Origin of the sequence: Mycobacterium sp. (genome assembly GCF_052143115.1) — a bacterium.
Classification (GTDB): domain Bacteria; phylum Actinomycetota; class Actinomycetes; order Mycobacteriales; family Mycobacteriaceae; genus Mycobacterium.
Genome location: NZ_JBKQTQ010000136.1, coordinates 1 through 16,785, shown reverse-complemented (window position 1 = coordinate 16,785; position 16,785 = coordinate 1). Strand labels below are relative to the sequence as shown.

The following is a 16,785-nucleotide window of genomic DNA, read 5'->3' as shown; positions in this document are numbered from 1 at the left end:
GCAGCAGTGGCTGCCGCACCAGTTTTCGCCGACGTCGACACCGGTGTAGATGACGCCATTGCGCTGATTTACCTGCTGGCCAGCCCGGAGGCCGAGCTGGTCGGCATCGCCTCGACCGGTGGGAACGTCGGGGTAGATCAAGTCTGCGAGAACAACCTCGGCCTGCTCGAGCTGTGCCGGATCGACGGCGTGCCGGTATCCAAAGGTGTAGATCACCCGTTGAACTCCCCCATGCTTCCGGTCGGGAAAGTCCATGGGCCAAGGGGTCTGGGCTACGCGGAGTTGCCGCCGAGCGATCGTCAGCTCGCCGGTGACGATGCGGCGACGGCATGGGTCACGGCGGCACATGCTCATCCGGGACAGCTGATCGGGCTGGCTACCGGCCCGCTGACCAACTTGGCGCTGGCGCTGCGTAAGGAACCCGCGCTGCCGAAGCTGTTGCGCCGGCTGGTGATCATGGGCGGGGCCTATGACTACCGCGGCAACATCAATCCGGTCGCGGAGTGGAACATCGGAGTGGACCCCGAGGCGGCGGCCGAAGTCTTCGCCGCCTGGTCCCCCGAAATACCGGAAGGCGCTGACCCGCAATCGCTTCCGATTCTGTGCGGCCTGGACGTGACGCGGAACATCTCGATCACACCGGAGATACTGGTCAGACTGGCGGCGGCTGCCAACACGGCGACGACCATGATGGGCGTCGACGATGAGCGGGGCAGCCGGTCGTCGGCGTCCAACCCGCTGATTCGGCTGATCGAGGACGCGACGCGGTTCTACCTGGAGTCCTACCACGACCTCGGCCACGGTTACCAGGCCCATCTGCACGATCCATTGGCCGCGGCGGTCGCGCTGGACCCGCAGCTGCTGGCCACCCGGCCAGCGACGGTGGACGTCGAGCTGACGGGTAGCCTGACCCGCGGCATGACGGTGACCGACTGGTCAGGGCGCTGGCGCCGAAAACCCAACGCGCTGATCGGTGTCGGAGTTGATCCAGCAGTGTTCTTCGACCGGTTCATCGATCGGGTGGGACCGTTCGCCGCGCGCCTGGGCTGAGGCCGCAAGCCGTCACTCGTAGATTCCCTCCAAGTACCACCTCCGCTGGCGATAGCACAGCAGCATCGCGATCCCGGGATCGGATGCCTGCCCGCCTTCCAACAACACCTGGGCCCGGGCGGTGCGCCCACCTGCGCCGGTGGCCACCCGATCCGGATCCCACCAGCGTTCGTCGACCGGCCATGGGCCGGCCCACCAGCGCAGCTGGTCGTCGCGGCCGCGAGAGGTCAGCCGTGCCGGGTCGGCGGAGAACAGCCCGCGGCTGGTCACACGGATCGAGTTACCTTGGGCATCAAGCAATTCCACCGGGTCATCGAGCAGCACCGTTGGCGACGGTTCGGGCAGTTGACCGGGCCACGGCAGACATGGGTCGGCCCGCGGCACCGGCTCGTCGCCCAGCGGCGTCAACGTGATGCGCTCGGCCGGCCCACGACCGCCGGACAGTACCGGCACCTGTACCGCCTCCGGGCCAAGCAGACCCTGCACCCGCACCAGCGCCCGACGGGCACGCATCCTGTCTTCTTCACCGAGGCCACCCCAGAGCGGTAGCTGCAACGCCCCGGCCGACACCACCTCCACCGCCTGCAGCCGTAACAGCGTCACCGGCGTGGTGGGCCGATCCGCGACGGTCCGGGTGTTCAGCCATCCGTCCAGTTGCCAACGCACCCGGTCGGCGGTGGCATCCTCGGTCAACGGCTCGGCGCATCGCCATACCCGGGTCAGCTCTTCGCCATTGGCGGTGACGGCGTGAACGGCCAGTCGGGTGCATCCCACTCCGGCGGCCATCAATGTCTGATGCAACGTGCTGGCCAACGAACGGCCGGCAAATGCCGCGGCGTCAACCCGGTCGATCGGTGGATCGCAATGCAGCACGGCGTCGAGTTCGGCCGGCGGCTCATGCCCGGATGGTCCGCGTTCCGGCTCACCGCGGGCGAACCGGTGCGCGCTGACCGCGTCGGCGCCGAACCGGGAAGCCACGTCGGTGCGCGGCAGTGCGGCGAACTGTCCGATGGTGCGAATCCCCATCCGCCACAGCAGATCCGCTAGATCGTCTCGTCCGGGACCGGACAGGCTGGGCTCGGTGGCGAGTTGCCGGATCGACAGCGCCGCCAGGAACCGCGCGTCTTCTCCCGGTTCGACGATACGACCGGTACGGGCGGCGAAGACCGCGGTGGACAGCTGGTCGGCGATTCCGACCTGACACTCGGCGCCGGCTGCGGCCACTGCGTCGGTCAGCCGCTCAGCGGCCTGCTGTTCGGACCCGAAAAAGCGGGCCGCCCCACGCACCGGCAACACCAAGAGCCCGGGCCGCAGCACCTCAGCGCGCAGCACCAGATCGTCCACCGCCGCGATAACTCCTTCGAAGAAGCGGGCGTCGCGGTCGGAGTCGGCGGTCACGACGTGCAGTTGCGGACAGCGGGCCGCCGCCTCTCGCCGCCGCAATCCTCGCCGCACTCCCGCCGTACGGGCAGCCGATGAGCAGGCGATCACCCGGTTGGCCAGCGTGACGGCGACGGGTGCGGTCGCAGGCAGGCCCGCGGCCGCCGCCGCGCCGACCGCAGGCCAGTCCATACACCAAATCGCCAGTACTCGGGAGGCCACGTGAACTACCCGGTTCGCACCCGGCCGATTGCCCGCCCACCTGCGCACACGTCAAGCCGCACCTTGCTGATCCGTCCGAAACCGGGCGTACCCGCCGTGGTCTCATAGCCGCAGACCCGGGCCTTGAGCCGTATCGATGCACCCTGCCAGTCACCATCGGTGACCAGCAGGGTGCAGCCTTTGTGGTGAGCGCGGGCAACCACCGCCCGCGCCCGTGTCAGTGGCACCGAGCGCCCGCCCAGAGCCAGCACGACCAGATCCATCCCGTCCATGAGCACCGCAGCCACCTCCACCGGATCGGAACCGGGATCTGGGATTACCGCGAGCCGGCTCAGATCCGCTCCCATTTCCACGGCGGCCAGCAATCCGATATCCGGCTGGCCGACAATGGCCGCGTTCCCACCGGCGGCCGTCACCGCGGCCACCATGCTCAACGGCAGCGACCGGGCCCCCGACAGCACCGCCACCGTTCCCCGTGGCAACGCGTCTGGGAGCAAATCAGCCAGCAGCTGCGGGATCGGCAGCTTGGTCTCCGAATCCGGAAGCAGGTCGTCCGGGCCGGGGTGACTATGAGCATGGCTTTGAATATGACTAAGCCGACCGGAACCGACCTTTCCGGACACCGCCGCCATCTGGCGACGCAGCTGTTTTAGCTGCTCAGCACGGCTGTGATGGGGCCGATCGGAGGCGAAAGCCGCAGTCATCACCACCTCCTGGTGTCCGGGTGTTACCAATGATGTTCGAATATATGTTCGATAGAAGTCAGTCAACACCCGCCCTCCGACACCGTCAAGAAACGTGAGAGGCTGTTTCATACAACCGGTACTCATGTGGCTTCTGGTGCTTTCCTACTGGCGTTTTTCTGCATCGATCCCGGCCTCGGAACACCATCACGCGATCACCATCAACGTGAACGCGACATCCTGGATCGACTGTCCGGAAGGCCGGCCGTAGCGCGGATCTCCCGACGTGCCGCCGCTGGGTCGTTCTCTCGAAACATATAGTGGCTCAATGCAACTCGTGCGATTGCACCCGCACGATCACGGGCATTCGCCGCGGCATCGAAGCCGTCCTCACGAGCGCACTGCTCCAAGACCACCATCAACCTCTCGCTGATCATCGGCAACGCCCGCGCCATCTGGTCCTGCGCGAAGCCCGGATCCAGATCGAGCTGGCGCCCGGGCGGCTGATCCTCCACGAAAGTCGCCACAAGGTCGACCGCCGCTTCCAATCGTGCGATGCCGGTGACCCCGCTCATCGCCCGTTCCATCGCCGCGTCGAAACGCCGTCGTTCATGCGCTCCCAGCGCATCGATCAGGTCCTCTTTGGACACGAAGTAGCGATAGATGGTCGGCCGTGACACCCCAGCCAGAGTTGCCACATCAGACAATGACAACTTGCGTGCGCCCGTCCTCAGCACGAGCCGCCGAGCCGCCTCGAGTATCCGATCGGCCAGATCGCCGCGAGCTGAACCGGATCCGTGCGGTTCGGCGATCGACACGATGGCAACTCCTGCGTTTCAGCCCGGAATTCAGGCGGCTACCGGATCGAGCCGGCCGAGTCCACGCAGCCACGAGATCAGCAGCCGCAGCCCGTCGTCGAACGACATGGGCTCATAACCGAGGCGCCGGGTGGTCAGGTTGTCGTTGCTTCTCAGCTTGCGCTCGCTCTTGGCCGCAGCTTTCGCGATGGCCATCAAGGTGGGCCCGAATTCGGCGGTCAATGCCTCAGGATCCGTGCGGTAATCGAGATCCTGGACACGATGGTCGATTCCGGCGATCTCGCAGGCACGATTGATTCCGCCGGCGGTGCTGAAGCTTTCCCGCGGCCGGCCGACCAACAGGTAGCGCTCGCCGGCCACGCCGCGGTCCAGCGCCGCGATCGAGCCCGTCGCGACGTCCTTGCCCGCCACCCACGTCACCGGAAAAGCGAGGTAGCGCTTGATCTTTCCGCGCATGCCCGCCAGCAGCACCCGGTTGAAGCTGGTTCGGTGCAAGGCGCGTTCGACGACCGGGGCAGGGCCGAAGATCGCACCAGGGTGACACGTCAACACGTCGTCGCCCGCGGCAGCGCGCCGGTGCGCTTCCTGAAAGGCGGCGAGCTTGGTCACGGTGTAGGGGTCTTTGGGCGGGTTGTCCAGCACGGGTGCCTCTTCGAAGTCGACGCCGGTGCTCAGATTGAGGAAGGTGGCGGTGCTCAGTGCCACCACCCGACGCATGCCGTGAGCTTTGCCCGCATCCAAAACGTTGGCGGTGCCGACCATGTTGACGGCCTTGAAGTCTTCGAGGTCCTGGCTCGCGCCGCCCAGTAGCGCCGCACAGTGGATGGCCGCCTCAGCGCCCTTGGCCGCACGCAGCACGTCGTCGCCGTCGCGGATATCGCCCTTGACCAACTCGACTCCGATATCGGAAAGCGCGGAGGCTTCGTCCGGATTGCGGACCAGGGCCCGAACCTGATCGCCCCGCTGGATCAACTGCTCGCAGACGTTGCCGCCGGTCTGGCCGGTCGCGCCGGTGACGAAGATCGTGCTGGGCATGGCCATCCTCCTACGCATCGGTTGTTACATATCGAACACATTCAGTCAAGACTGTAAACCTTGACGTGCGATTGTTCTATATTCAGTTTCATGGCACTCGACCCCTCAAGCGTCCTTCTCACCGACCGCGTCGCGGTTGTCACCGGCGGCGGCGCGGGCATCGGCCGTGGCATCGCGGCGGGTTTCAAGGCATTCGGTGCGCAGGTGGCGATCTGGGAACGCAACCCCGAGTCGTGCGCGTCCGCCGCAGCGGAGATCGGTGCGCTGGGTATCACGGTCGACGTGCGCGACAGTGGCGCGGTCGACGCCGCACTCGCCCAGACCACAGCCGAGCTTGGGCCGGTGACGATCCTGGTCAACAATGCCGGCGGCGTCTTCTGGTCGGGGATCCTCGACACCACCGAGAACGGTTGGGACGCGCTGTACAAGTCGAACCTGCGCCACATCTACCTGTGCACGCAGCGCGTGGCCCGCGTCCTCGTCGAGCAGAAATTGGCGGGCAGCATCATCAGCGTCACGTCGATCGAAGGTGTCCGCGCCGCACCGGGTTACGCGACCTACGCGGCGGCCAAAGCCGGCGTCATCAACTACACCAAGACCGCGGCACTCGAGCTCGCCCCGCACGGCATTCGGGTCAACGCGCTCGCGCCCGACATCACCTTGACCGAAGGGATCAGGCAAATAGCACCCCCGGGTTCCGAAGAACGCTTCGGCTTCACGGTTCCGATGGGACGCGCAGGCCACGTCGACGAGATGGCAGGCGCAGCAGTTTTTCTCGCGTCCGACATGTCCAGCTACATCACCGGGCAGACGATCCACGTGGACGGCGGCACCCAAGCAGCCAGCGGCTGGTACCACGACCCGAAGACCGGCGCCTACGCGCTCGGACCGAGCAGCTGAGCGCTTCTAATCACCGGTGTCCAGCATGACGTGTGCGGACATTCCGCCGTCGATCGAAATCATTTGTCCGGTGATGTAGCGAGACTGCTCCGAAGCCAGGAAAACGACTAGGCCAGCGACGTCTTGTGGTTGTCCGAGATACGGCGTCAGCGTGGCGTGGCCGAGGCGACTGATGATGTCCTCGGATAGATGCGCGCGTACGGCGTCGGTCAGGATCAATCCGGGCACGATGGTGTTCGCCCGCACGCTGCGCTTTCCCTCACTGGTCGCGACGTACATCGTCAGGGTGTGCACCCCGGACTTCGACACACCGTAGGCCAGGCGGGTCCGGTCACCCGATAGCGCCGCCCCCGACGACATGTTGACGATGGAACCGCCGCCGCTCTTTCGCATTTCGGGCACCGCGTACTTGCACATCAGCAGCTGGCTTCCGAGGTTGACTTCCAAAGACCGCTGCCACACGTCCAGCGCCATCTCGCTGACGGTGGTATCCCGCGACAGGAAGCTACTGGTGGTCAGCGCCGCATTGTTGTGCAGTACATCGAGGCGGCCGAACTCCGCCACCGTGGATTGCACGACTTGCCTGGCCGTCTGCTCTTCTGCGAGGTCGCCGCCGAGTGCGATCGCCCGCGCCCCCGTTCGCCGAATCTCGTCGACAACCTCGGCGGCCTTCGCCTCGTCGATATCGACGACCGCGACGGCGGCGCCTTCACGCGCCAATTCGTGCGCCGTTGCCGCACCGATCCCGCCAGCACCTCCGGTGACTATCGCAACCTTTCCGGCAAGTCTGGACATCGAGTTCTCCCAAGGCCGGTTCTGTTCGGTGACGCTAAAGAAAGTTAGCCTGATTCGATGCCGCGTATTGCGCCAATCCCGATGCAAGAGCTCAGCTCACACTCCCGCGAAATCGTCGAGGCCGGCGTCGCGGCCGGACTCTACGCGACCCCGGTTCCCCTGCAGATCTTCGCGTATCGCAGCGCGCAGCTCGAACAGGTCAACATGGCCAGGACCCACCTCGGTGCCGGCACCCTGCTCGGCGGCCGGATACTGGAGCTGTTGCGCATCCGCAGCGCCCAGCTGGGCGAGTGCGAGCCCTGCAGCCAATCACGCAAGCACGACTCGATCACCGACGAAGACGTTCTGTGTCTGCTCGCGCCGGAGCACGACGCTTTGACACCGCAGGAGCATATGGCCGTGGAATTCCTCGACCGGCTGTCCGGCGATCACCACTCCATCGACGACGAATTCTACCGGCGGCTGGGCGAGCATTTCACTGCCGCACAGATCGTCGAACTTGGCTTCACCTGCGCCGGAACGATGGGACTGCACCGCTTCCTGCACACCCTCGACATCTACGGCGAGTCGACGCCTGTCATCGGCTACTCCTCCGACCAGGTCGATTCGGCGAGGTGAACTATCCGTCTTGCTGACCGAGCAGGTCGGCCCAGTCGCGCGGCACTCGATCGCGAGGACCGGGGACCGTCTGGTCCTCGGGATGGCATTTCGGTGGGGCAAGTTCGGGACCTTCGTAGTAGTCATTGCTCTCGTAGTCCCAGAACCAGTCCTCACCCGGTTCGAACGATCGGATTATCGGGTGCCCAGTCTCTCGCCAATGCTGCGTTGCGTGCCGGGACAGCGAATCGTCGCAGCAACCGATATGGCCGCAGGCCGCACACCGCCGCAGGTGCACCCACCAACCACCGGCGGCATCACACTCGGCACAACCAATACCACTGGGCGGCACCGATGGATCGACAGCAGCAGCCATCGCGACTCTTCCTTCCTCGCTGATGGCGTGCGTTACAACAGCAAGTCCGCCGGCCATCCCAGCGCTGGTTCTGCCCGGTCCAGCTACTCCCACTCGATGGTGCCGGGCGGCTTACTGGTGACATCCAGCACCACCCGATTGACCTCGACGACCTCGTTGGTGATCCGGGTGGAGATCCGCTCCAGCACTTCGTAAGGCACCCGAGTCCAGTCGGCGGTCATCGCGTCCTCACTGGACACCGGCCGCAACACGATCGGGTGCCCGTACGTGCGGCCGTCGCCCTGCACACCGACCGAACGGACGTCGGCCAGCAGCACCACCGGGCATTGCCAGATCTGCTGGTCCAAACCCGCCGCCGTCAGCTCCTCACGCGCGATCGAATCCGCACGCCGCAGCGTGTCGAGCCGCGCCGCGGTGACCTCACCGACAATCCGGATCGCCAAACCTGGACCCGGAAAGGGCTGGCGCGCAACGATTTCCTCCGGCAGGCCCAACTCCCGCCCGACCGCACGCACCTCGTCTTTGAACAGCAGCCGCAGCGGCTCGACAAGTGTGAACTTCAGGTCGCCTGGCAGACCGCCGACGTTGTGGTGGCTCTTGATGTTCGCTGCACCGGTGCCGCCACCGGACTCCACTACGTCTGGATACAGCGTGCCCTGCACCAGAAACTCAACATCGTTGTCTCCCAATACATCCCGAACAGCACCTTCGAAGGCGCGGATGAACTGACGCCCGATGATCTTGCGCTTGCCCTCGGGATTGGTCACCCCGGACAGCGCCTCGAGGAACGTCGCGGCCGCGTCGACGGTCACCAGGTTGGCGCCGGTAGCGGCGACGAAGTCGCGTTGCACCTGCGCGCGTTCGCCGGCGCGCAGCAGCCCGTGGTCAACGAACACACAGGTCAGCCGGTCCCCGATGGCATGTTGCACCAGCGCTGCGGCCACCGCGGAATCCACCCCGCCGGACAGTCCGCAGATCGCGTGGCCATCGCCAACCTGGTTGCGCACCTGCTCAATCAGTGCACTGGCGATTCCCGCCGGCGTCCAGTCGGCGGCGATGCCGGCGAATTCGTGCAGGAACCGGCTGAGTACCTGCTGCCCATGCGGGGTGTGCATGACCTCCGGGTGGTACTGAACACCGGCCAACCGGCGGGATCGGTTCTCGAAGGCGGCCACCGGGGAACCCGCGCTGGTGGCCACCACCTCGAACCCGTCCGGGGCCGAGGTGACGGCGTCACCGTGACTCATCCACACCGGCTGCGTCTCGGGCAGATCCGAATGCAGGTCACCGTCAACGACTTTCAATTCGGTTCGGCCGTACTCACTGGTGCCGGTGCGCGCGACGGTACCGCCGAGGGCTTGTGCCATCGCCTGAAACCCGTAGCAGATGCCGAACACCGGCACGCCCAGGTCGAACAGCGCCGGATCCAGCTGTGGCGCGCCCTCGGCGTACACACTGGCCGGGCCACCGGAGAGCACCACCGCCTGCGGGTCGTGGCCTTTGATCTCGTCGACCGACGCGGTGTGCGGAATCACTTCGGAATACGCCCGGGCCTCGCGCACCCTGCGGGCGATCAATTGCGCGTATTGCGCACCGAAATCGACAACCAGCACGGGACGGGGCGATGCTGACTCCACCGGCACAGTCTAGTGGCCGGAAGCCGCCGGCCGATGAGCGCCGCACGCGGTCTCAAACCCCGGCTTGACACGCGCGTAGTCAACCGACTACAGTAGTCTGTATGCAGGTGTAGTCAAATGACTACATACTAGGTGAGAGGACCACTGCAATGACGAGTCCGTCGACATCCACCTTGACCGTGACGCAATTGTGCGGCCGGATCGGCGCCCACATCGACGGCGTCCGCCTCGCCGGCGACCTTGACGCCGCCACGGTCGGACAGATCCGCGAGGCGCTGCTGCGCCACAAGGTGATCTTCTTCCGGAATCAGCACCACCTCGACGATGCCCAGCAGCAGGCTTTCGCCGCCCGCTTGGGCACTCCGATCGCTCACCCCTCGGTCCAGCATGAAAACGCGCCGATCATTACGCCGATCAACTCCGACTACGGCAAGGCCAACCGCTGGCACACCGACGTCACGTTCGTCGCGAACTACCCCGCCGCGTCGATCCTGCGCGCCGTCACCCTGCCCAGCTACGGCGGATCGACGCTGTGGGCATCCACCGCGGCGGCCTACCAGGCGCTGCCCGAACCGCTCAAACACCTCACCGAGAATCTCTGGGCGCTGCACAGCAACCGCTTCGACTATGTCGCTGCTGCCCAGGCGCAGACCGAAGAGCAAAAGGCGCATCGGACCCGGTTCGAAAAGGCGGACTTCCGCACCGAACATCCGGTGGTGCGGGTTCACCCGGAAACCGGTGAGCGGACCCTGGTGGCCGGGGATTTCGTCCGCGGCTTCGTCGGTATGGACAACTACGAGTCGCAGGTGCTTCTGGAGTTGCTGCAACGACGAATCACCATGCCGGAGAACACCATCCGGTGGAACTGGGAGTCCGGTGATGTCGCCATCTGGGATAACCGGGCGACCCAGCACCGCGCGATCGACGACTACGACGACCAGTACCGGCTGATGCACCGGGTCACCGTGATGGGCGACGTACCGGTCGACGTGCACGGCCAACGCAGCCGGGTAATCAGCGGCGCTCCGCTGCAGGCCCTCCAGACCGCAGCAAGCTGACAGGTCGAGCAGCCGAACAGCGGGGAAACAGTAGGACAGCAGATCGCATAGCGGAACGGCGTCGGGCATGGTGAGGTGGTAATTGCCTCGGCCGAAATCACCCCCTGGAAGCGAGGTCCGCCGTGCTGGGTCTACCTGAAGCGGTGCACGCCTGTCTGTTCGATCTCGACGGTGTGCTGACCGACACCGCGAGTGTCCATACCAAGGCCTGGAAGGTCATGTTCGACGCGTTCCTGCAGCAACGGGCCGAACAGACCGGCGAGCCGTTCGTCCCGTTCGATCCGGTCGACGACTACCTGAAATATGTCGACGGCAAGAAGCGGGAGGATGGAGTCCGGTCGTTTCTGGCCAGCCGCGGCATCGAGCTGCCCGATGGCGACCCCGACGACACGTCCGATAAGGACACCGTCTACGGGTTGGGCACCCGCAAGAACGATGCCTTCCAGGAGACGCTGCACAGCGACGGCGTCAAGGTATTCGACGGCTCGCGCCGCTACCTGGAAAAGGTGGCCGCCGCGGGTCTCGCTACGGCGGTGGTGTCCTCCAGCGCCAATACCCGCCAGGTGCTGGAGATCACCGGGCTGGAACGCTTCATTCAACAGCGAGTCGACGGCGTCACGCTGCGCGAGGAGCACATCGCCGGCAAGCCGGCGCCAGACTCCTTCCTGCGTGCCGCCCAGCTGCTGAACGTTCCCCCCGCCGCAGCGGCCGTGTTCGAGGACGCGCTTTCTGGCGTCGCCGCCGGGCATGCGGGACACTTCGGTTACGTGGTAGGTGTCGACCGTGTGGGTCAAGCCGATGAATTACGCAGCCACGGCGCCGATGTTGTCGTGACCGATCTCGGCGATCTGCTGTAGGCGCCGCGATGATCCCGGATAACACCTTCCCCGTCGAACCCTGGCAGCTCCGCGAGACCCAACTGGACCTCAATGTGTTGGCGCAATCGGAGTCGCTGTTCACGTTGTCCAACGGGCACATCGGACTCCGCGGCAACCTCGACGAAGGCGAGCCGTACGGCCTGCCCGGCACGTATCTGAACTCCTTCTACGAGGTCCGTCCGCTGCCGTACGCGGAGGCCGGTTTCGGCTACCCGGAGGCCGGGCAGACCGTCGTCGACGTCACCAACGGCAAGATCCTGCGTCTGCTGGTCGACGACGAGCCGTTCGACGTTCGCTACGGCAAGCTGTTGAGCCACGAGCGGGTGCTCGACCTGCGGGCCGGCACGTTGACCCGATCCGCGCACTGGCAGTCACCGGTCGGCAAGCAGGTGAAGGTGACCTCGACCCGGCTGGTGTCACTGGCACAGCGCAGCGTCGCCGCGATCGAGTACATCGTCGAGGCGGGTGCTGAATTCGTTCGCGTGACGGTGCAATCCGAGCTGGTGGCCAACGAGGACCAGCCCACGACTTCGGGCGATCCGCGGGTGGCGGCGATCCTGGAAAGTCCGCTGGAGGCCGTCGACCACGAGGACACCGAATGCGGCGCGCTGCTGATGCACCGGACGCGCGCCAGTGCCTTGATGATGGCCGCGGCGATGGACCACGAAGTCGAGGTAGAAGGCCGCGTGGAAATCACCAACGACGCGGGCGACGACCTCGCCCGCACGACCGTGATCTGCGGGCTGCGGCCGGGCCAGCAACTGCGCATCGTGAAATACCTGGCATACGGCTGGTCAAGCCAGCGTTCACGTCCGGCGCTGCGCGACCAGGCTGCCGCCGCTTTGCACAGCGCACGCTACAGCGGGTGGCGCGGCCTGGTCGACGCCCAGCGCAAGATTCTCGACGACTATTGGGACGGCGCCGATGTGGAGGTCGAAGGCGACCCGGTATGCCAGCAGGCGGTGCGGTTCGGGCTTTTCCACCTGCTGCAGGCCAGCGCGCGAGCCGAGCGGCGCGGTATCGGCAGTAAAGGCTTGACCGGCACCGGGTACGACGGCCACATCTTCTGGGACACTGAGGGATTCGTTCTTCCGGTGCTGACTTATACCTTGCCGCACGCGGCTGCCGATGCATTGCGTTGGCGCGCTTCGACTTTGGACTTAGCAAGGGAGCGCGCCGCACAGCTGGACCTCAAGGGTGCCAGCTATCCCTGGCGAACGATTCGCGGCCAGGAATGCTCGGCCTACTGGCCGGCCGGAACCGCCGCGTGGCACATCAACGCCGACATCGCAATGGCTTTCGAGCGCTATCGGATCGTCAGCGGCGACGAGTCGCTGGAGAGGGACTGCGGGCTGGAAGTGCTCATCGAGACGGCCCGGCTGTGGCATTCACTCGGCCATCACGACCGCCACGGAGTATGGCACCTGGACGGGGTTACCGGTCCCGACGAATACACCGCGATCGTGCGCGACAATGTGTTCACCAACATGATGGCGGCACACAACCTGCGGGTTGCCGCCGACGCGTGCGCCCGGCACTCCGAGACCGCTCGCGAGCTGGGCGTGACCACCGAAGAGACCGCCGCATGGCGCGACGCCGCCGACGCCGCGCACATTCCCTTCGACGAAGAGCTTGGCGTGCATCCGCAGTGCGAAGGCTTCACCACTTACGCCGAGTGGGACTTCAACGAGAAGACAACCTACCCGCTGCTGCTGCACGAGCCGTACGCGCTGCTCTATCCCGCGCAGGTGGTCAAGCAGACCGATCTGGTTTTGGCCATGTACTGGCAAAGTCACAAATTCAGCGACGAACAGAAGGCGCGCAACGTCGACTACTACGAGCGGCGCACGGTGCGCGACTCGTCGTTGTCCGCCTGCACCCAAGCGGTGATGTGCGCCAACGTCGGGCATGTGGAGCTAGCGCACGACTACACCTATGAGGCGGCTCTGGTCGACCTTCGCGATCTGCACCACAACACTCGCGACGGCTTACACATGGCGTCGCTGGCCGGCGCGTGGACTGCGCTGGTCGCCGGCTTCGGCGGCCTGCGCGACGACGAGGGCATTCTGTACCTGGACCCGTACCTGCCCGAAGGCATCTCGCGACTGCGATTCCGGTTGCGCTGGCGCGGCTTCCGGCTGACCGTGGACGTCATCCACGACACAGTGATCTACACGCTGCGCGACGGGCCCGGCGGCGAATTGACCATCCGGCATGCCGGGGAGGATGTTGAGCTCAGCACCAGCGAACCGACGACGATCACGCTGATAAAGCGTGAGCCGCTGCTGCCCACCCCGCAGCAACCACCCGGGCGCGCGCCGCTGCACCGCAACGCTTACCGGTCGGTTAGCCAGCCGAGCTGATCGGCTCGATCGGCAGCCAGCGCAGCGCGCCGGGCGCGTCGGCCGGCACCACCGGGTGCTGCGGCGCGATCGGGTCCAGCCGACGGTATGACTCGCCCTGGCGTGGCCGCAGATCGTTCTGGCCCTTGTTCGGCCACAGCGACGCGGCCCGCTCGGCCTGCGCTGTGATCGACAGCGCCGGGTTGACCCCCAGGTTCGCCGAGATGGCCGCGCCATCTGTGACGAACAGCGTCGGGTAGCCGTACACCCGCTGGTATGGGTCGATGACCCCGTGGTCCGGGCTGTCGCCGATCGCGGCGCCGCCGAGGAAGTGCGCGGTCAGTGGGATGTTGAACAGCTCGCCCCAGGTTCCGCCGGCGACACCGTCGATCTTGGCGGCGATGCGCCGGGTGACCTCGTTGCCGACCGGGATCCAGGTTGGGTTCGGCTCGCCGTGGCCCTGCTTGCTGACATACCGGCGGCGCCCCAGCTTGCCGCGTTTGGTGAACGTGGTGATCGAGTTGTCCAGGTGCTGCATGACCAGCGCGATCACCGTGCGTTCGCTCCACTGACGGGGATTGAGCATTCGAAGTATGCCGCGCGGATCTTCGCCGGCTTGATCCAACAGTTGCCTCCATCGCGGCACATCGCTGCCGCCGGGGCCGGGGCCGTCGGTCATCAGTGTCTGCAGCAGCCCCATCGCGTTGGAGCCCTTGCCGTAGCGCACCGGTTCGATATGGGTGTCTGAGGTCGGGTGGATCGACGAGGTGATCGCCACCCCATGGGTGAGGTCCATGTCGGCGCTGACCTTCAGCCGGGCCGCCCCGACGATGGATTCGGAGTTGGTGCGGGTCAGCACACCCAGCCGATCGGATAGTGCCGGCAACTTGCCCTTGTCGCGCATCTTGAACAGCAGATGCTGCGTTCCCCAGGTGCCGGCGGCCAGCACCAGGTGGGTTGCGGTGAAGGTGCGCTTCTTGCGGCGCAGCCAGCGGCCGGTGCGCGCGGTGCGGACCTCCCAGATCCCATCGGAGCGCTGCTGGAAACCGGTGACCGTCGTCATTGGAATCACCTCTGCCCCAGCGGATTCCGCGAGACCGAGATAATTCTTCACCAGCGTGTTCTTGGCGCCGAAGCGGCAGCCGGTCATACAGGATCCGCATTCCAGGCAGCCGGTCCGCGCCGGGCCCGCGCCGCCGAAATACGGGTCGGGCACCGTCTCGCCGGGTGTCTTGGTGCCGTCGGGCCCGAAGAACACGCCCACCGGGGTCGGCACGAACGTGTCGCCCACGCCCATGTCGTCGGCGACCTCCTTGACGATGCGGTCGGCGTCGGTGAAGGTCGGGTTTTGCACCACGCCCAGCATCCGCTGCGCCTGCTGATAATGCGGCGTCAGCTCGGCGCGCCAATCGGTGATGTGCGACCACTGCCTGTCGGCGAAGAACGGCTCGGGCGGCACGTACAACGTGTTGGCGTAGTTCAGCGATCCGCCGCCAACGCCGGCCCCGGCCAGGATTATCACGTTGCGCAGCAGGTGGATGCGCTGGATGCCGTACATGCCGAGCTTGGGCGCCCACAGGAACTTGCGCAGGTTCCAGGAGGTCTTGGCGAAATCCTCGTCAGAGAAGCGGCGACCGGCCTCGAGCACGCCGACGCGGTAACCCTTCTCGGTCAACCGCAGCGCGGTGACACTGCCCCCGAAACCCGAACCGATAATCAGAACGTCGTAATCCGGTTTCACCGCACCAGTATGGACTTACCCGGCGTTAATAAACCAGGGCGCCAGCGATTCGGCGTCAGCTATCGACGGTGAGGCCGACTTTTTGGAATTCCTTGAGGTCGCAGTAGCCGGCCTTGGCCATCGATCGGCGCAGGCCGCCGACCAGGTTGAGCGAGCCGAACGGATCGTCGGACGGGCCGTTGAGGACCTGCTGCAACGGAGGCCGCTCGCCAACGGCGATCTGCAGCAACGCGCCGCGCGGCAGCGACGGGTGGGCGGCGGCCGTCGGCCAGAACCATCCGTCACCCAGCGCCTCGGCCGCCTCGGCCAGCGGCGTCCCGAGCACCACTGCGTCGGCGCCGCAGGCGATGGCTTTGGCCAGCTCGCCGGACGTGTGGATGTCCCCGTCAGCCAGCACATGCACGTAGCGGCCGCCCGTCTCGTCGAGGTATTCGCGCCGGGCCGCGGCGGCGTCGGCGATCGCAGTGGCCATCGGCACGCTGATCCCGAGTACCTCGTCGCTGGTGGTCACTCCGCTGGTGGACCCGTAGCCGACGATGACACCGGCTGCTCCGGTGCGCATCAGATGCAGCGCCGTGCGGTGGTCGAGCACCCCACCGGCCACCACGGGCACGTCAAGCTCGGAGATGAAGGTCTTCAGGTTCAGCGGCTCGCCGTCGCTGGCGACACGTTCGGCGGAGATGATGGTGCCCTGGATGACCAGCAGGTCGATGCCGGCCGACAGCAGCGTCGGCGTCAGCGCCTGGGCGTTCTGCGGACTCACCCGCACCGCGGTCGTCACCCCGGCGTCGCGGATGCGGGCCACCGCCGCGGCCAGCAACTCGGGATCCAGCGGCGCAGCGTGCAGCTGCTGCAGCAGCCGGATGGCCGCCGACGGCTCGGGTTCTTTGGCAGCGGCCTCGGTGACCTGAGCGATCTTGGCGGCCACGTCCGCGTGCCGGCCGATCAACCCTTCGCCGTTGAGCACTCCCAGACCGCCGAGCCGGCCGAGTTCGATGGCGAATTCCGGCGACACCAGCGCATCGGTCGGATGAGCCATGACGGGGATCTCGAACCGATACGCGTCGAGCTGCCACGCCGTCGACACGTCCTGCGAGGAGCGGGTGCGCCGTGACGGCACGATGTTAATGTCATCGAGTTCGTAAGTGCGCCTTGCCGTTCGGCCCATGCCGATCTCGACCATGTCACGCATGAGCGACCCTTCTCGATCGGTTCACCGCACGTAGTAGTTGGGCGCTTCGGCGGTCATGGTGATGTCGTGCGGATGGCTTTC

The 16,785-nt window shown here is 66.1% G+C and carries 15 protein-coding genes; 6 read left to right on the top strand and 9 right to left on the bottom strand.

Going from position 1 to position 16,785, the window contains the following annotated elements; translation table 11 throughout:
• Nucleotides 1–6: 6 nt before the first annotated feature.
• Nucleotides 7–1,050 carry a nucleoside hydrolase gene (locus tag ACLQI9_RS14350; RefSeq protein ID WP_442376602.1) on the top strand — a complete coding sequence of 348 codons (1,044 nt, stop codon included), beginning with the start codon at nucleotides 7–9 and terminating at the stop codon, nucleotides 1,048–1,050.
• 12 nt (nucleotides 1,051–1,062) lie between these two features.
• Here ACLQI9_RS14350 and ACLQI9_RS14345 read toward each other — a convergent pair whose 3' ends face one another.
• From ACLQI9_RS14345 to ACLQI9_RS14330, 4 genes are all read right to left on the bottom strand, one after another.
• Entirely contained in the window at nucleotides 1,063–2,622 is a 1,560-nt protein-coding gene (locus ACLQI9_RS14345) for a DNA polymerase Y family protein (protein WP_442376604.1), read from the bottom strand.
• A gap of 35 nt (nucleotides 2,623–2,657) precedes the next feature.
• Nucleotides 2,658–3,356 (bottom strand): hypothetical protein, encoded by a 699-nt coding sequence (locus ACLQI9_RS14340; RefSeq protein ID WP_442376606.1) that lies wholly within the window; start codon nucleotides 3,354–3,356, stop codon nucleotides 2,658–2,660.
• Between the two features lie 200 nt (nucleotides 3,357–3,556).
• Nucleotides 3,557–4,153, bottom strand: coding sequence for a TetR/AcrR family transcriptional regulator (locus tag ACLQI9_RS14335; protein ID WP_442376608.1), 597 nt, complete (start codon nucleotides 4,151–4,153; stop codon nucleotides 3,557–3,559).
• 30 nt (nucleotides 4,154–4,183) lie between these two features.
• Complete coding sequence (locus tag ACLQI9_RS14330) at nucleotides 4,184–5,188, bottom strand: NAD-dependent epimerase/dehydratase family protein (protein ID WP_442376610.1); 1,005 nt, start codon at nucleotides 5,186–5,188, stop codon at nucleotides 4,184–4,186.
• Nucleotides 5,189–5,278: 90 nt separating this feature from the next.
• Between ACLQI9_RS14330 and ACLQI9_RS14325 the strand changes: the two genes are divergently transcribed.
• Nucleotides 5,279–6,088: an SDR family NAD(P)-dependent oxidoreductase gene (locus ACLQI9_RS14325; protein ID WP_442376612.1), complete on the top strand. Its 810-nt coding sequence runs from the start codon at nucleotides 5,279–5,281 to the stop codon at nucleotides 6,086–6,088.
• A 6-nt stretch (nucleotides 6,089–6,094) separates the two neighbouring features.
• On the opposite strand, the gene ACLQI9_RS14320 is transcribed toward ACLQI9_RS14325, so the two are convergent.
• On the bottom strand, nucleotides 6,095–6,883 hold the full coding sequence (locus ACLQI9_RS14320; protein ID WP_442382308.1) for an SDR family NAD(P)-dependent oxidoreductase: 789 nt from the start codon (nucleotides 6,881–6,883) through the stop codon (nucleotides 6,095–6,097).
• 57 nt (nucleotides 6,884–6,940) lie between these two features.
• Here ACLQI9_RS14320 and ACLQI9_RS14315 point away from each other — a divergent pair, with 57 nt between their 5' ends.
• Nucleotides 6,941–7,501: a carboxymuconolactone decarboxylase family protein gene (locus tag ACLQI9_RS14315; RefSeq protein ID WP_442382307.1), complete on the top strand. Its 561-nt coding sequence runs from the start codon at nucleotides 6,941–6,943 to the stop codon at nucleotides 7,499–7,501.
• Nucleotide 7,502: 1 nt separating this feature from the next.
• Here the strand turns inward: ACLQI9_RS14315 and ACLQI9_RS14310 are convergent, their stop codons facing one another.
• Both ACLQI9_RS14310 and guaA read right to left on the bottom strand, forming a co-directional pair.
• Nucleotides 7,503–7,856 (bottom strand): UBP-type zinc finger domain-containing protein, encoded by a 354-nt coding sequence (locus ACLQI9_RS14310; protein WP_442382306.1) that lies wholly within the window; start codon nucleotides 7,854–7,856, stop codon nucleotides 7,503–7,505.
• 83 nt (nucleotides 7,857–7,939) lie between these two features.
• The gene (guaA, locus tag ACLQI9_RS14305; RefSeq protein ID WP_442382305.1) at nucleotides 7,940–9,493 is read right to left on the bottom strand and encodes a glutamine-hydrolyzing GMP synthase; all 1,554 of its coding nucleotides are present in this window, start codon (nucleotides 9,491–9,493) and stop codon (nucleotides 7,940–7,942) included.
• 149 nt (nucleotides 9,494–9,642) lie between these two features.
• On the opposite strand from guaA, the gene ACLQI9_RS14300 reads away from it, so the two are divergent.
• From ACLQI9_RS14300 to ACLQI9_RS14290, 3 genes are all read left to right on the top strand, one after another.
• Nucleotides 9,643–10,551, top strand: a complete 909-nt coding sequence (locus tag ACLQI9_RS14300; RefSeq protein WP_442382304.1) for a TauD/TfdA dioxygenase family protein — start codon at nucleotides 9,643–9,645, stop codon at nucleotides 10,549–10,551.
• Nucleotides 10,552–10,673: 122 nt separating this feature from the next.
• The gene (locus ACLQI9_RS14295) at nucleotides 10,674–11,408 is read left to right on the top strand and encodes a beta-phosphoglucomutase family hydrolase (RefSeq protein WP_442382303.1); all 735 of its coding nucleotides are present in this window, start codon (nucleotides 10,674–10,676) and stop codon (nucleotides 11,406–11,408) included.
• 8 nt (nucleotides 11,409–11,416) lie between these two features.
• On the top strand, nucleotides 11,417–13,792 hold the full coding sequence (locus ACLQI9_RS14290; protein ID WP_442382302.1) for a glycoside hydrolase family 65 protein: 2,376 nt from the start codon (nucleotides 11,417–11,419) through the stop codon (nucleotides 13,790–13,792).
• Here ACLQI9_RS14290 and ACLQI9_RS14285 read toward each other — a convergent pair.
• Both ACLQI9_RS14285 and ACLQI9_RS14280 read right to left on the bottom strand, forming a co-directional pair.
• A complete protein-coding gene (locus ACLQI9_RS14285; protein WP_442382301.1) occupies nucleotides 13,776–15,512 on the bottom strand; it encodes a GMC oxidoreductase in 1,737 nt (578 codons plus the stop codon). The two genes, ACLQI9_RS14290 and ACLQI9_RS14285, sit on opposite strands and share 17 nt — an antisense overlap.
• A 55-nt stretch (nucleotides 15,513–15,567) precedes the next feature.
• A complete protein-coding gene (locus ACLQI9_RS14280) occupies nucleotides 15,568–16,695 on the bottom strand; it encodes a GuaB3 family IMP dehydrogenase-related protein (RefSeq protein WP_442382310.1) in 1,128 nt (375 codons plus the stop codon).
• Nucleotides 16,696–16,785 lie beyond the last annotated feature (90 nt).

What these genes read in the sequence shown, in the direction of transcription:
- ACLQI9_RS14325 (WP_442376612.1), top strand. Translation starts at nt 5,279, where the DNA reads ATGGCACTCGACCCCTCAAGCGTCCTTCTCACCGACCGCGTCGCGGTT.
- ACLQI9_RS14310 (WP_442382306.1), bottom strand. Translation starts at nt 7,856, where the DNA reads ATGGCTGCTGCTGTCGATCCATCGGTGCCGCCCAGTGGTATTGGTTGT.
- ACLQI9_RS14345 (WP_442376604.1), bottom strand. Translation starts at nt 2,622, where the DNA reads ATGGACTGGCCTGCGGTCGGCGCGGCGGCGGCCGCGGGCCTGCCTGCG.
- ACLQI9_RS14340 (WP_442376606.1), bottom strand. Translation starts at nt 3,356, where the DNA reads ATGACTGCGGCTTTCGCCTCCGATCGGCCCCATCACAGCCGTGCTGAG.
- ACLQI9_RS14320 (WP_442382308.1), bottom strand. Translation starts at nt 6,883, where the DNA reads ATGTCCAGACTTGCCGGAAAGGTTGCGATAGTCACCGGAGGTGCTGGC.
- ACLQI9_RS14330 (WP_442376610.1), bottom strand. Translation starts at nt 5,188, where the DNA reads ATGCCCAGCACGATCTTCGTCACCGGCGCGACCGGCCAGACCGGCGGC.
- ACLQI9_RS14300 (WP_442382304.1), top strand. Translation starts at nt 9,643, where the DNA reads ATGACGAGTCCGTCGACATCCACCTTGACCGTGACGCAATTGTGCGGC.
- ACLQI9_RS14290 (WP_442382302.1), top strand. Translation starts at nt 11,417, where the DNA reads ATGATCCCGGATAACACCTTCCCCGTCGAACCCTGGCAGCTCCGCGAG.
- ACLQI9_RS14280 (WP_442382310.1), bottom strand. Translation starts at nt 16,695, where the DNA reads ATGGTCGAGATCGGCATGGGCCGAACGGCAAGGCGCACTTACGAACTC.
- ACLQI9_RS14315 (WP_442382307.1), top strand. Translation starts at nt 6,941, where the DNA reads ATGCCGCGTATTGCGCCAATCCCGATGCAAGAGCTCAGCTCACACTCC.